The organism is Ruegeria sp. CL6 (assembly GCF_056536465.1).
The window spans coordinates 411,040-424,139 of record NZ_JBQFPR010000004.1 but is presented as its reverse complement, the minus strand read 5'-3'; the positions used below and the strand labels follow the sequence as shown (position 1 = coordinate 424,139).

The 13,100-nt window shown below is 53.3% G+C and carries 11 protein-coding genes; 7 read left to right on the top strand and 4 right to left on the bottom strand.

Annotation, left to right across the window (positions count from 1 at the left end; genetic code table 11):
- Positions 1-162: 162 nt before the first annotated feature.
- Together ACR0LH_RS14200 and ACR0LH_RS14195 are read left to right on the top strand one after the other, a co-directional pair.
- Entirely contained in the window at positions 163-582 is a 420-nt protein-coding gene (locus ACR0LH_RS14200; protein ID WP_170697089.1) for an Hsp20/alpha crystallin family protein, read from the top strand.
- Positions 583-801: 219 nt separating this feature from the next.
- Positions 802-2,394, top strand: coding sequence for a S1 family peptidase (locus ACR0LH_RS14195; RefSeq protein ID WP_170697090.1), 1,593 nt, complete (start codon positions 802-804; stop codon positions 2,392-2,394).
- Here the strand turns inward: ACR0LH_RS14195 and ACR0LH_RS14190 are convergent, their stop codons facing one another.
- Positions 2,395-4,011, bottom strand: coding sequence for an MFS transporter (locus ACR0LH_RS14190; RefSeq protein ID WP_170697091.1), 1,617 nt, complete (start codon positions 4,009-4,011; stop codon positions 2,395-2,397).
- Positions 4,012-4,054: 43 nt separating this feature from the next.
- On the bottom strand, positions 4,055-5,422 hold the full coding sequence (locus ACR0LH_RS14185; protein ID WP_480721472.1) for an APC family permease: 1,368 nt from the start codon (positions 5,420-5,422) through the stop codon (positions 4,055-4,057).
- Between the two features lie 290 nt (positions 5,423-5,712).
- Between ACR0LH_RS14185 and ACR0LH_RS14180 the strand changes: the two genes are divergently transcribed.
- Complete coding sequence (locus ACR0LH_RS14180) at positions 5,713-7,317, top strand: Na/Pi symporter (RefSeq protein ID WP_170568048.1); 1,605 nt, start codon at positions 5,713-5,715, stop codon at positions 7,315-7,317.
- Positions 7,318-7,477: 160 nt separating this feature from the next.
- Complete coding sequence (locus ACR0LH_RS14175; protein ID WP_170697093.1) at positions 7,478-7,885, top strand: c-type cytochrome; 408 nt, start codon at positions 7,478-7,480, stop codon at positions 7,883-7,885.
- Between the two features lie 15 nt (positions 7,886-7,900).
- Here ACR0LH_RS14175 and ACR0LH_RS14170 read toward each other — a convergent pair whose 3' ends face one another.
- Positions 7,901-9,058: a cation:proton antiporter domain-containing protein gene (locus tag ACR0LH_RS14170; RefSeq protein WP_170697094.1), complete on the bottom strand. Its 1,158-nt coding sequence runs from the start codon at positions 9,056-9,058 to the stop codon at positions 7,901-7,903.
- A 200-nt stretch (positions 9,059-9,258) separates the two neighbouring features.
- On the opposite strand from ACR0LH_RS14170, the gene ACR0LH_RS14165 reads away from it, so the two are divergent.
- From ACR0LH_RS14165 to ACR0LH_RS14155, 3 genes are all read left to right on the top strand, one after another.
- The gene (locus ACR0LH_RS14165) at positions 9,259-9,708 is read left to right on the top strand and encodes a phasin family protein (protein ID WP_170697095.1); all 450 of its coding nucleotides are present in this window, start codon (positions 9,259-9,261) and stop codon (positions 9,706-9,708) included.
- Between the two features lie 57 nt (positions 9,709-9,765).
- Positions 9,766-10,173, top strand: coding sequence for a universal stress protein (locus tag ACR0LH_RS14160; protein ID WP_170697096.1), 408 nt, complete (start codon positions 9,766-9,768; stop codon positions 10,171-10,173).
- A gap of 595 nt (positions 10,174-10,768) precedes the next feature.
- The gene (locus tag ACR0LH_RS14155) at positions 10,769-11,401 is read left to right on the top strand and encodes a glutathione S-transferase family protein (RefSeq protein WP_480721470.1); all 633 of its coding nucleotides are present in this window, start codon (positions 10,769-10,771) and stop codon (positions 11,399-11,401) included.
- A gap of 280 nt (positions 11,402-11,681) precedes the next feature.
- On the opposite strand, the gene ACR0LH_RS14150 is transcribed toward ACR0LH_RS14155, so the two are convergent.
- A complete protein-coding gene (locus ACR0LH_RS14150; protein WP_480721469.1) occupies positions 11,682-12,644 on the bottom strand; it encodes a PLP-dependent cysteine synthase family protein in 963 nt (320 codons plus the stop codon).
- Between the last annotated feature and the right edge of the window lie 456 nt (positions 12,645-13,100).

Below are 13,100 nucleotides of genomic sequence, written 5' to 3'. Positions count from 1 at the left end.
CAAGATCAAGGTCCTTGACGGCTTTTTCTGTCATAATGTTGCGCGCGCGAAATCAGACCAAAGGAGGAGGCTCAAAAAATGCTAGAAGACAAAAAATCCCCGCAACTTTTCACTGGAACGCATCCGCTCTCCGACAACTTTCGGCGTGAAATGGAAACCCTGATGTCGCGTTTTTTCGGGGGAGGATCACCTTTCCTACCAATGGAAACGGCTGCGCAACGCACGGGTTTTCCGTCTCTTGACATGACAGGTGCGATTTCACCTGCAATCGATGTCCAAGAAACGGATTCTGCGATTGTCCTGACGGCTGAATTGCCAGGGCTCGAAGAGGATGATGTGGAAATTGAAATCAAGGATCGCAGGCTAATCCTGCGCGGTCAGAAGAAGATTGCGCATGACGAAACGGGCGATCTGCGTGTCAGCGAAAGAAGCTATGGCAGCTTTTCCAGAGCCATGTCGCTGCCAGACACTGTGGAAATCGACAAGATTTCAGCAACATTCGACAAGGGCGTTCTGCATATCGAAATGCCGAAAACTGAGCCTCAGGATCCAAGCCGTAAGATCAAAGTATCGTCGAAATAGACGGTCAGTTGGCTCGATACGAGGCTTGAAAATGCCAAAGCAGAGGGCCGATCATGGATCGGCCTTCTTCGAACTGCGGTCTGATAGATGTTTTGGGTTGAATTCGGTAAACATCGCAGGTGCTTGTTTAAATGTGATTTTTTGTACATTTGCGTCAAACCATGGGTTTGGTGTTGCGGCGTGGTAGAATGCCCTCACGCGTTTGGATAGGGGGCCACAATGCGCAAACCAGAAGTGAGCGACATGACACCCTCAGTGAATGGTGGTGAAGGTGAGGTGCGGGCCTTTCTGGAGAGCCTTACAGGTCCATCGCGCGGAAACGTGAACTGGCTTGTCGATAAAGCCCTGACCGTCTCTGTTGGTGATGGCAGGGTGTTAAGCATTCGACCCAAAGATGACCTGCCTCCCCATGACAACGATATTGCCACACTACAGTGGGCTGACGACGGTTACACAATAGCCGCATCGGTTGGGCGCAATGTATGGGTAAACGGGCAAAAAGCCTCTGCGGCGTCTCTTAGACATGGTGACATGATCGAGTTCGGCGAAAAGGGCCCCATGTCTCGATACAGATTGTGCGATCACTCATTTCCCGCACACCACACAGTCGAAGATATCCTCAGCGATGCATATGCTTACACCCGAACGAGCCGTCGACCCTTCGCCAAAAAGATGTCTGGTGCCTTGCGCGATAGTGGGCGGCGGCTTGCCTCTCAAACCACGATACTGTTCAGGATCACGGTTCTTGCAACGCTTCTTGTGATTGCGGGGTTTGGGTACCTGCTTTACCAAAACGACCGGCGCTTGGCGGATAGTATCGAAAAGGAGTCCCGCAAGATCGAAGCGGTCGCGGTTATGCTTGCCCAGACGCGAGAAGATGCACTTACGCCTGATGACTTAGCTTCGTTGCGTGACGCTTTTGAGAACCAAATTCTGTCGACCGAGCAGCGTCTTGGAACCTTGGAACAGCGGGCGGGGGCACCCACGCGAGTGATAGCTGCCTCCACTCGATCTGTCGCTTTCCTTCAGGGAGCTTATGGATTGCGCCACGTGGAAAGCGGGAAGATACTACGGCACGTTTTGGGACCGAACAGAGAAAACCTGAAAACCCCGTTTGGTCAGCCTTGGATCGAACCGGACGGGACCGGCGAACCTGCAGAGTTTCAGTTCACCGGAACGGGGTTTTTGATCGCTGGGGTCCCGTTGATGGCGACCAACCGCCATGTCGCTTTGCCCTGGACCTCGGGGAACCGAGAAAAAGCGCTGAGTGACGCTGGCCTTGAGCCAGAGATGTTGAGGCTGCTGGCCTATTTGCCTGATCAGACGAAACCAATAGAGGCGCGTTTGGTCAGGTTCAGTGAAGCTGCAGACTTGGCGATTTTGGCAGTTGAGACAAGTCGCGTTCAGGGCCTCGGCATTCCGTTGGCGGATGCCACGTCGCGTGTGGGTGAAGAGCTTTATCTGTTGGGATATCCAACGGGTTTGAAAGCATTGATCGCGCAGGCTGGCCCGGGCTTTCTAGAGGAACTGGAAACAGAGGGGACGTTGAATTTTTGGTCGATAGCGTCCCGGCTTTCAGCACAAAGCAAGATCCACCCGCTAGCAAGCCAGGGGATCGTTGCGCGGACGAGTGGGAGCGCAATCGTTTATGACGCTGAGACTACGACCGGTGGGAGTGGAGGGCCAGCATTGAATCGGCGGGGCGAGGTCGTTGCCATCAATGCTGCGATCCTGCCCGAGTTTGGTGGTTCAAACATCGGCGTCCCGGTCTCACATCTCAGAGTTCTGCTGGGAGAGGTGGAAAGCCAGTAATCATTCGCTCGTTCGGAAGCGTGAGTTTTGAACGAAGAACACTGTAGCGAGTGGAACGATCACTGAGATCATGGCCACGCATATTAGCAGGTATCCAAGTTGACTGTAGTCTGCGGTGGACGTGACCTCACCGGTCTCAGGGTTGGTGACAGCGCGCGTGACTACGTACGTCTGGTTGAGGTACTTGGTGCTGAGGCTGCTGGCCGACAATGCCATGTTTGTGAACGATGCCATCACGGCAAAAAAGGTCGCTTTCAATTGAACTGGGGCATTGCGTGCGATCCAAGCCAACATCGGGACCATGGCAATCTGCCCAAGCGGCGATTCAACCGCTGTATCAAGAATGGCAATAAACCTTGCGTCGACAACTCCGCCGGTATGCGCCGCCGTCCATTCATGTACACCGTAGTAGAGGGCAAGGTTGGGCAGTGAGAGAACGCCCGCGGCGATCGTCAGCAATACTACCACATGCGCGATGGAGCGATTGGCCATAAACGGCCGGAGAACGATTAACCCGAGCAACGCCAGCAGCGAAGTTAACAGAGCCAGAATTGCTAGGAATTGTTCATCGAACCCCAGTTCATCGATTTCAAACCAAGTCAGGCCTGGTCCCGGCAGAGGAACGGCACGGAAAACAAAAATGATTGTCGCTGTCCCGATTAAGGCTTTGGCTTGGGCCGGTTCCAGCTCTTTGAGTAGGCGCGACATGAGGTACAGGATCACCGTTAGAGAAACCGCAAAGACTGTTTCTTGCGCAAACTCGAAATCGGCGGTTCCCAACACGATGCTAAGCACAACGAATGCCAGGCCGCCCAGCAATATGGACCATTTGACTTCGGTGACTTCATCCGGCTTGTAGGGCGGGTGGCCCGATCTTATACGCTGACGCTGGATCAAGCTGTGAAGGACGACGCCGCTTACGGACAATACAGGGATAGCCAGAGCTATCAGGTAAACTTGGCCATAAAGTTTAAGACGATCGGGCTTTTGCAAGTCCTCTGTTCCAGAGAAAATCCAGATGTTTACAGCTGCAACCGCGGCAAACCCGGAAATAATGGAAACTCTGCCCAAGGTTTGCATCGTCGTGTGCTGAGCACGGGTTTCTTCAGGCGAAAATGGTAGGCCGTTTGGGTCAACCTTTGGCACCGCCTCAACCGTCATGGCGTCGGCAACAACGTCCTGAATGGCATAGCCCGAAGGCGCCAAGAGCAAGGCAACAACATACCAGTCTTCCAGTGGCATGAAACTGGACATCTGCGCAGGTGCGGTCACGAGGCCGTACATGGTGAGCAAAGATAACGTGATCAGGGATGCGCCGAACAAGATCAGCAGGGACTTCCAGCGCCAAAACAGGTCCACGACATGACCAAGCGGCATTTTGAGTATCCACGGGATACCAGCCCAAAACGCGAGTCCTGCAACGAAAGAGGCGGATAAATCGAGGTAGTCTTTCAGGAAAAAAGCGCCGACGACTGAGGTCAGGCCGGACACGCCGGCCGCAAAATAGACCATCAATGGCGGCAGATAGGACCATTGCAGCTGCTGAACCAGATCCACAAACGTTCTATGCCACCAGGCCGAAAGTTTTGATCCTATGGAAGTTTGGTCAGTCGTCATATGCCATGGCAGCTCGTGGAGGCCTTTGGGTCGTTTTGTCTAGTTAGAGAAATCCAGATCCGAAAAGCAATGCACTGGTGATCACCGCAAGGATCGGTACCACAAGAGGAACGCGGAAATGCTTGGCGGCCACGTCCGGCTGCATCTTCAGCAGGATCAGCGAAATGTTGACGAGCACAAAGACGCCCAGAACGATCTGGGATGTGCGCTCTGCCAAAGTACCAATCGGTATAGTTTGAGTCAGCAGAACGATTATCGCCACAACCAGCAAAGTAGCAACAACCGGTGTTTGCGTTGCTTTAGGGACTATCGCCAGAACCTTCGGCAAATGGTCACGGTCTGCTAGTCCGTAGATCACCCGCGAGGCCATGATCATCTGGATCAGTACTCCATTGACTGTCGCCACAATCGCGACTGCGGAAAAGCCCTGTTTAATCACCTCGGGGGCGTTTGAAAACACAAGCGCGAGGGGTGCTGCGGACGTCGAAAGAACATCGATCGGAACAACATGTAGAACGGTCATTGAGGTTCCAAGATACAACACGGTCGCCAGAACGAGAGTTAGCATAATCGCTTTTGGGATGGTGCGCACAGGGTCTTTAACCTCTTCAGCGACATTGGCCATGTCCTCAAAGCCAACAAATGCAAAGAAGGCGAGAAGTGATGCTGCGAAAATGCCTTTCCACGCGTCGAGTTCCAGCGGCGGAAGCATCGAACTGATCCCGTATCCCTGCGGATCCTGGATCGACATGCCCCAGCCAATCACAAAGAAAAGACCTGCGATCTCGATGATCGTGATGACGGCCGCAACAAAGACCGACTCAGTGATCCCCCAAAGTGCGATTAAACCCATGGTCAAAACAACACTGATATTCAAAATAGGGATCGAAAAACCGGTCAAAGCGTGAAGGTATGATGCCGCGCCAATTGCAACGGCAGAAGCGGAGATAACGCCCGAGGCTGCCACCGCAAGCCCAACGAAAACCGCCATCCAGTTTTTCCGAAATCCCGCCTCAACATAGGCTGCTTCACCTGCACTGACAGGAAATCGAGTTGCAAGTTCCGCATACGAAAGCGCGGTGAGTGATACAACGAGCGCGGCTACAACGAACGACAACGCCGCAAACGGTCCGGCAATGTCTGCTGTTGCACCGACTAAAACGTAAATGCCCGCTCCGACCGTTACCCCAAGGCCATAAAGCGTGAGCAACGGGGTAGTAAGGGCCCGTCTGAGTTTCTGTTCGTTTGGATCAACAGAGTTCATAAGTGATTTCCGCCAACTGCCCATTCCGAACGTCGTCAGTGGCGTCCTTCTCTTTTTGTCTCGATTGGCGCAGCGGCTTAATCCTATGGTCAAAGCCGCACCGAATGCATTGTGTCTCAACGTCTGGGCGCATTGGGCGCCAATCAACTAACTGGGGGCTCGCCATCACTCCTGCCGAGCCCCCGTGGGTGGAACTTCCGCTCCTTCAAAATTCCATTCACCTTTGTGTCTACTTGGGGACAGGACGGTGAACGTAGAATATGTTGAAACATTCGAATTTCACTATGTAGTTCATGTTGGTGCTTTGATCTATGTCAATCAACTCGCGGCGTCGGGTCTGCGAGGCTGAACGCAAACCAACTGTCGTTTGTCGTCGAACTTAAAGGCAAAGCAAACGTGTTAGTCGGTGTGAGATTTAGGGTGGAAAGCTATTCGTGATGTTTTGGAACCTGTTACCAGCCTTGGGCGGCATCGGCCTGTTCCTTGTCGGAATGCTGTTGATGACGGACGGATTGAAGGCTTTGGCAGGGGCGCGACTGCGGGATATTTTGGGCCGGTTCACGTCGACACCGTTTACCGGGGCCGTAACAGGCGCGGTCACGACAGCTGCAATCCAATCTTCCAGTGCGACCACCGTTGCGGCCGTCGGATTTGTCGCGTCTGGTCTGCTCACGTTTCCCCAAGCGCTTGGGATCATCTTTGGGGCCAATATCGGAACGACCATGACAGGTTGGCTCGTCGCGCTCTTGGGGTTCAAGTTAGACTTGGGGCAAGTGATGTTGCCAGTTGTTTTTATTGGGGCTTTGCTGGCGCTTTCGGGAAGAAAAACAGTTTCCGGCCTCGGACTGGCGTTGGCCGGGTTCAGTTTGATTTTCATTGGGATCGAGCAGCTCAAGTCCGGGCTTGACGCGTTTCGCGGCGTAGTTACCCCTGCCGATTTTCCGCCAGATACACTGCTAGGCAGGCTGAAGCTTGTATTGATCGGCGTCCTGATAACGATGGTGACGCAGTCTTCGAGCGCTGGCGTCGCGACAGCATTGGCTGCGTTAAGCGCTGGTGCTGTGAACTTCCCTCAAGCGGCGGCACTTGTCATTGGAATGGACGTGGGGACGACTTTCACCGCTGTTCTGGCCACCTTTGGTGGGGGCACTATGGCTCGCCGCACCGGTTTTGCTCATGTGATCTACAACGTGATGACGGGTATAATGGCATTTTTCCTGCTGGGGCCGTTTACTTCGGTCCTTGTAAGCGGCGCGGGGGCAGGAAATTCTCTGACTGCGCTTGTCGCGTTCCATAGTTTCTTCAACGCCATAGGCGTGGCGCTGATCTTGCCGTTCGCGAAACCCTTCGCCAGATTTGTCGAGGCGCTTGTACCCGACAGAGGTGCTGAGTTAACGAGATCTTTGGATCCTCTCGTCCTCGGGATGCCGGAAATAGCTGTGGATGCAGCAAAAGCTGCAGTCGAACGTGTTGTAAGGGCCGAAGTGGCGCACCTTCGGTCATGTATTGAGGTATCGCAGTCAAGCGGAGCCGACTATGGGCGGGAGAACATTGAGACTGCTGTATCCGAAGCGCGCTCGTACCTAGACAAGATAGAACCGTCCAGCAGGTCCGATGTAGAGTTATCCAACATCAAGGGTATGTACCATATCCTCGATCATCTTGACCGGCTGCTTTACCGGTGTAGCCAAGATGATCGGATAAGCGAGTTACCAAAAGACCGGCGTTTGAAACGGCTTGCTTCGGTGATGGTTGCAGCAACTGATGGTTACTTGGAAGTCGACAATCCAGTGAAGTGTGAAAGTTCGCTGAACCGCGTTCGCCGTTTTCTGCGGCGACAGAGGAAACTTCGCAGAGACTTGCTCATCTCCGACGCTGCGACTGACAGTCTGCCGGATGAAGTGGTCTGGGCTCGCTTGGATGCCCTCAGATGGTTGCATCGCGTGTCTTATCACCTCTGGCGAATTCGTTGGCATTTGAACGCATTGGAAGGTGTGCCGTCTGGGCGCAAGGGTGGTGGGGTCGATGACGAGGTGGCGTAGTTGGAGGCCGGGCTGGATTAGATTCGGCGCGCGCTCAAACGCTATTTGACTGAAACGCCAATGTTGGTACTGGTGCGAACAACATGAGCAAGGTCAAAGACGTTCCCTAGCTACACCGTTTAATAAGATCTTCATCCGGGGCAGCGAATTGGAGGAGCATATGCAGATTGTTCGCGGGATTTTACTGGCACTGTTGTTCACGGGACCTGCACTAGCGCAGGAGGTCAGCGTCAGTGAGGGAAGTGATTTGTACCGGACGTATTGCTGGCAATGTCACGGTTTCGAAGCGACCGGAGACGGACCAATGGCCGAAATGCTGGCTATTCGAACACCCGACCTAACCAAATTGGCGGGCGAAAACGACGGTGTATTTCCGATAGTTCGCATAGCTGAACAGATTGATGGTCGTTCACAATTGCTCGCCCATGGCGGCGAAATGCCAATCTTTGGCGCGGTGTTTGAGACAGACCAACAAATCGCAGTGGCTCTACCTAATGGGCAACCTATGATGGTAGGCCTGCCGTTGGCGAATGTGCTCGCCTTCCTTGAGTCGATCCAGTCTGAATAGTCACTGACCAATCTGCTAGTCCGTGTCAGCCGTGTGTTTGATTGACATGAGAGTCAGTGGCGGCCCCAACACCTCGAAGACCACAGTACTGGCTAGAGTAAAGGCCATGATCGACGCGGCCCAATGCGGAAATTGTTCTCCAGCTACAAGGGCCATACCTACCGCGACACCAGCCTGTGGCAACAAAGCGGGACCGTACCAGCGGGTCTGACGGCGAGGCAGGCCGCCCAGTTTTGCTCCGCAGTAACCTCCGACAAGGCGGGCCACGGCACGCAAGAATAGGAAAAGAGCACCAGCCCAGCCCATCAAACCGAAGGCTTCAATTTCCAACGTGGCGCCAGCCAGTAGGAAGAACAAAATCATGAACGGCCACTGAATATGTTCGATCTCGTGAAAAGCACGATCATGATGGCGGGCAAGATTCCCGATCACTGCGCCCGCAACCATGCCTGCGACCAAGAATGAAACCTCCAGCCAAAGCGCGAGGCCCGCTGTAAGAAAGACTATTCCCACTGCTTCTGCCTGCATTGGCTCTCCCGGTTTCAAGCGGCCAGTCAGGTAAGCGGATGGCACGCCTAGTGCGGAACCCAACAAAATAGCCCCTCCGAAATCCCAAATCGCCGTGGTCGTGACTGTGGCCCAACCATCCGAATGACCGGCCAGAACTAAGGCGATGCTGAAAACTAACAGACCCCAAGCGTCATCAATTGCGACGACGCCCTTTAATGTCTCGGTGAAGCTGTTGGACACCCCAGATTGATTGATCACGTCTGTCATTGCGGCCGGAGCTGTAGCCGTAGCAATTGCCGCCAGCACCAACGCCAACCCGAAGGGTACGCCAATTGCGGTCAGTCCGGCAGACACAATAACAAGGGTTGCCACCACGATTGAAACCGAAATCGTCAGAATGGCTCGGCCATGCTGGACCAGGTTCTCGCGAGTCAAAGATCCTCCAAGAAGAAACGCGACCATCGTCAAGGCCACAATGGATATCTCGTCGAACCACATTGCAACGTCGAGTGGGATCAACCCTATTCCGGCGTTCCCGGCGATCAGACCGAGGAAAAGCAAGGTTGTAACACGAGGAAGATGCGTGGCCCGGCCAAATTGATCGGCCGCCAATCCGGCAAGGAAGAGGACACCAAGGGTAATCAGAAAGCCGGCAACGTGCATAGAAAACCAAGCGTTAAGTTCTTGTCTAGATTACTCTAACTCCAACCCTGCCTGCTAGGAACCGGTGTCGGAGAGAATGCGAGCGCCCTGTCGCGGTCTAAGCCGAGAGTGCTAAAGATAAGGGTAATTGATCTGTATTAAGGCGAAAGCATGCCGCAGGTGGCACAATAGCTTATTCAGGAAATGAGGAGGAATTTTCGATGCCGCGAAAGAAATCTAGCACAAATAGCCCGACCTCACTTGTGGATGTTTTCAAGCAATTGCAGCCGCCCATGTCTGGTAATCCGGCCTTCGGCGCCCAGATCGAACAGTTTTGGGACGCACAAGAAAAATTGCTCGAAGAAACAGAGGCCTTTGCACAGCATTGGTTCGAACGGCGTCATGAGGCGGTCAGAACGGCTCTAAAAGCTGCACGCAATGTGTCTTCCGCGCACCCGTCCGATCCCTCTAAAGCCGTTCAGAGCATGGTGGAGTGGCAGCGCCATTCGGCGGAGCGGTTGGTTGCTGACGCTCAGGAATGGTTCGAAACCGTGTCCCGTTGTGCATCTTATGTCGCTGAAACCGAAGCTGAAGCTGTTGAGAAAACAGTTGATGAGGTTGTAGCCGCTACAAAGAGCGCGGGGAAATCTTCAAAGTCCGAGCCTGTATAGGTTTCCTGCTGCCGAGGAACCAAACTGGAATCATCGGAGCAGTAGATAGGAGGTCAAATGTACAAGAATATCCTGATCCCGGTTGCTCTGGACCAAGAACACGACACACAAGCGTCGTTTGAAGCCGCGCGCCAATTGGCTGATGCGGACGCTGTATTCACCGTGATACACGTCCAAGAACCAATTCCGGCGTATGTAGGGTCTCAGATTCCCAGCGAAATACTTGCCAATACGCGGCATGAAATCCTGGAAAACCTGCATCAAACTGCTTCTGAAATTCCAGGCGCGAAGGCTCGGCTCATCTCTGGGCACGCGGGTAGGGCTATTGTCGACTTCGCAAATGAGAGTGATGCGGATTGCATCGTCTTGGCTTCGCACAAGCCTGGTTTTGAGGACATATTTCTAGGTTCCACAGCGAACAGAGTCGTGCATCATGCCAAGTGTTCGGTTCACGTAATTCGGTGATCCAAAGCTAGCGATGCGATATCTCTCTGGGGTCTTGTCAGAAGAACTTGGGTAGAGCGCTGCAGGGCGGTTGCGTATCTTTTGCTCATTAGCAGACCTGCCTCTTTCAAGTACTTATAAACGGTCTCGAAATCATCCGCCTTGCGGTGATGTTGTACATCCGTTTCACGCTCATTCTGACGTCAGCAAAGCACATCAAACTGCAATTGGTGCAAGTACCGCGAATCCACACTTCGTCCGCAACGTAGACGTTTCAGCAAGTTGCAGCTAACGTCCGAGTTGTGAACAAACCTGCCGTTGGCGCACGGGACCTGAATGTCTGGTTCAGCTTCAATTGCTGCCTTAGGCGCTCTATCGGCCTCGTGCCAAGAGTTGCCCGTACGACTGATGCGACCTGACGGCTGCTTTCTGCCCGTTTCCGGACTCTCCAGTGGGCATCAGACGGCAGCGGGTTTAGCCCCAAAACTCACCGTAAGCCAAGAGGCAGCTCTTGTGCCGAAGCGACTATACCCCGGACTCTTGCCCGAAAGCTTCACCGAAGCGATGCGTGCCAGTTGCAGCTGTGCTAGCTTTCCAACTCAGGGAGGAAGGTCAAATGGCAAATCTGACTCTTTACGGACCAAGTTACAGCACATACACACGCTCGGTGCGCCTCGTTATGGAAGAAAAAGGGGTCGACTATGACCATGTCGAGGTTGATTTCATGGAAGGCATGCCAGCTGAACAGATTGCTAGGCAACCGTTCGGCAAAGTTCCGGCATTTGAGCACAATGGATTTCACCTTTATGAGACCCGCGCGATTGAGCGTTACATCGACGAAGGGTTCGATGGCACAGCATTGCAGCCCGGTAGCTTGAAACAGCGCGCCCGCATGGCGCAGATGATAAGCATTGTCGACAACTATACATATGGCCCGGTCATTGGTTTGTGCGAGCAAAGAATTTTTGCACCGATGATGGGTGGCGAGACCGACGAAGCTGCCTGCCAAGCCCTTTTGCCCGAGATCCAAAAAGCCCTCGGCACTCTTGAGGACTTGCAAGATGGAAATCCCTATTTGGTTGGGGGCGATCTGAGCCTTGCCGATCTCCACTTGGCCCCCGTGTTCTGGTACTTTGTGCAAACGCCAGATGCAGAACCCATTCTTTCGGACAAACCTGGATTGCACACATGGTGGGAAAGCATGGAGTCAAGGGAAAGCATGTCTAAGACAGAGCCGAAGTTCGAATAGTTCGCGGCATGTGCAAATATGTGTGAGCAGACAAGCGCGCTGTCACTTTGAACGCGAAACTGACACCACCTCTGTTACTCCAAGCCCTCTAACTATTGTCCGACGCGTTTGCCTGGCATGTATTCGTTGTCGGGTCGCAAGTCCAAACCGACACGTTTGCGAATCCCGAGTTGTTCCGCGGATTCCCCTTTGCACCCAAGAGCGGACGTTCGCGAAAACTCGGGCAACGACCGAGTTGCGGACTAAGCAGACGTTTAGCACCCTAAGTCAAAGGGCAGTTCTATGTGAAAAGATCGGTAGAAAGGTACTTCAGCCCGGAGTCGCAAATGATCACGGATACGGTCTGGCCTTTGTGAGGGCCTTTTAGTAGCTCGACAGCACCCGCCACGTTAGCGCCAGCAGAAAACCCAGCGAAAATGCCTTCGAAGCGCGCGAGATCGCGACAGGTCTGACGCGCTGTGTCGCCATCAATTTGAAGAAACCCATCCCACACGAACCCTCGAAGGAAATCGAGATCACCCATAACATACCCTCCTCCCTGAATGGGATGTTCGGGGCTTGTCACTTCCTGACCCGCGATCACAGCAGCGCCTTCAGGCTCAATTGGATAGCATTTGATCTCTGAATTTCGCGATCGCAGGTACTTGGACGTCCCAGCCAAAGTGCCACCCGATCCGACAAAATCACAGAATGCATCGATGTTGCCGCCGGACTGTTCCCAGAGTTCTGGGCCAGTCGTATGTTCATGAGCACTCGGATTACCTGCTCGTTGGAATTGGTCAGCTCGAAATGCGTTGCGTTCAATCGTCAGTTTTGTAGCCACGCGATTAACCTCTGCGAGGTCAGCGCCTGATACTTCCCCAGGGCGACTTCCCGGCATTTGATCTACCAACACGACTTCAGCACCAAGAGCCTGCATCATTTGTGCTCGCTCAGGCGAGTTGCCTTTGGACATGACAGCGACGAATGGGTAGCCTTTGATACTGCAGATGATGGCAAGGCCGGTGCCCATATTGCCACTTGTCAGCTCAACGATTGTCTGCCCTTGCTCCAACGTGCCATTGGCCTCAGCTGCTTCAATTACACCGAGCGCCGCGCGGTCTTTTTTGGAGAATCCGGGGTTCAAGTAATCGAGCTTGGCTAAAATTTTTCCCTCACAACCATAATGCTTTACCAGCCGATCAAGACATACCAAAGGTGTGTTTCCAATCACTCCGAGAATGGAACAAATTGTACCATTCATTTTAAGAGCCCCAACTCTGTTTCGAAGCGAACTTTGGTAGACACTGCAGAGTTTTGCAACATGGGCGCCTGGCGCTCTTCCAGCAAAAAGTAACGGGAGGCTGCTCCGTAGACGACACAGCCTATCGCGGCAATCAGGTTTGGCGTTAGAGACCGGTTCTGAGCGCCCGCTCTGCAGACAAGCTTACTGTTAGTTGTTTCTCTACGGTCTTAAAGGAAGTGAACCAATACACTGCTCAAAAGGCTGTGCAAATTCGGGTAAGTTTTTGCAGCGGTGAAGCTCGAAAGGTTGAATTTGTTTCAGTTATTTGGTCAAGCGACTTCAGGCTCCATGTCATTTTCTACAATAACATAGAAACTACATGAATCTGGTGTATCGTATCGGTACATACTCCGTGCAAAAGACGCGTCAATGTGCCGGAAACTACTGTCATAAGATCGTTGTGCAAAGACGGTA

Excerpts from the sequence above, each read along its gene's own strand:
- ACR0LH_RS14200 (WP_170697089.1), top strand. The coding sequence starts at position 163 with ATGTCGCGTTTTTTCGGGGGAGGATCACCTTTCCTACCAATGGAAACG.
- ACR0LH_RS14195 (WP_170697090.1), top strand. The coding sequence starts at position 802 with ATGCGCAAACCAGAAGTGAGCGACATGACACCCTCAGTGAATGGTGGT.
- ACR0LH_RS14190 (WP_170697091.1), bottom strand. The coding sequence starts at position 4,011 with ATGACGACTGACCAAACTTCCATAGGATCAAAACTTTCGGCCTGGTGG.
- ACR0LH_RS14180 (WP_170568048.1), top strand. The coding sequence starts at position 5,713 with ATGTTTTGGAACCTGTTACCAGCCTTGGGCGGCATCGGCCTGTTCCTT.
- ACR0LH_RS14175 (WP_170697093.1), top strand. The coding sequence starts at position 7,478 with ATGCAGATTGTTCGCGGGATTTTACTGGCACTGTTGTTCACGGGACCT.
- ACR0LH_RS14170 (WP_170697094.1), bottom strand. The coding sequence starts at position 9,058 with ATGCACGTTGCCGGCTTTCTGATTACCCTTGGTGTCCTCTTCCTTGCC.
- ACR0LH_RS14165 (WP_170697095.1), top strand. The coding sequence starts at position 9,259 with ATGCCGCGAAAGAAATCTAGCACAAATAGCCCGACCTCACTTGTGGAT.
- ACR0LH_RS14160 (WP_170697096.1), top strand. The coding sequence starts at position 9,766 with ATGTACAAGAATATCCTGATCCCGGTTGCTCTGGACCAAGAACACGAC.
- ACR0LH_RS14155 (WP_480721470.1), top strand. The coding sequence starts at position 10,769 with ATGGCAAATCTGACTCTTTACGGACCAAGTTACAGCACATACACACGC.
- ACR0LH_RS14150 (WP_480721469.1), bottom strand. The coding sequence starts at position 12,644 with ATGAATGGTACAATTTGTTCCATTCTCGGAGTGATTGGAAACACACCT.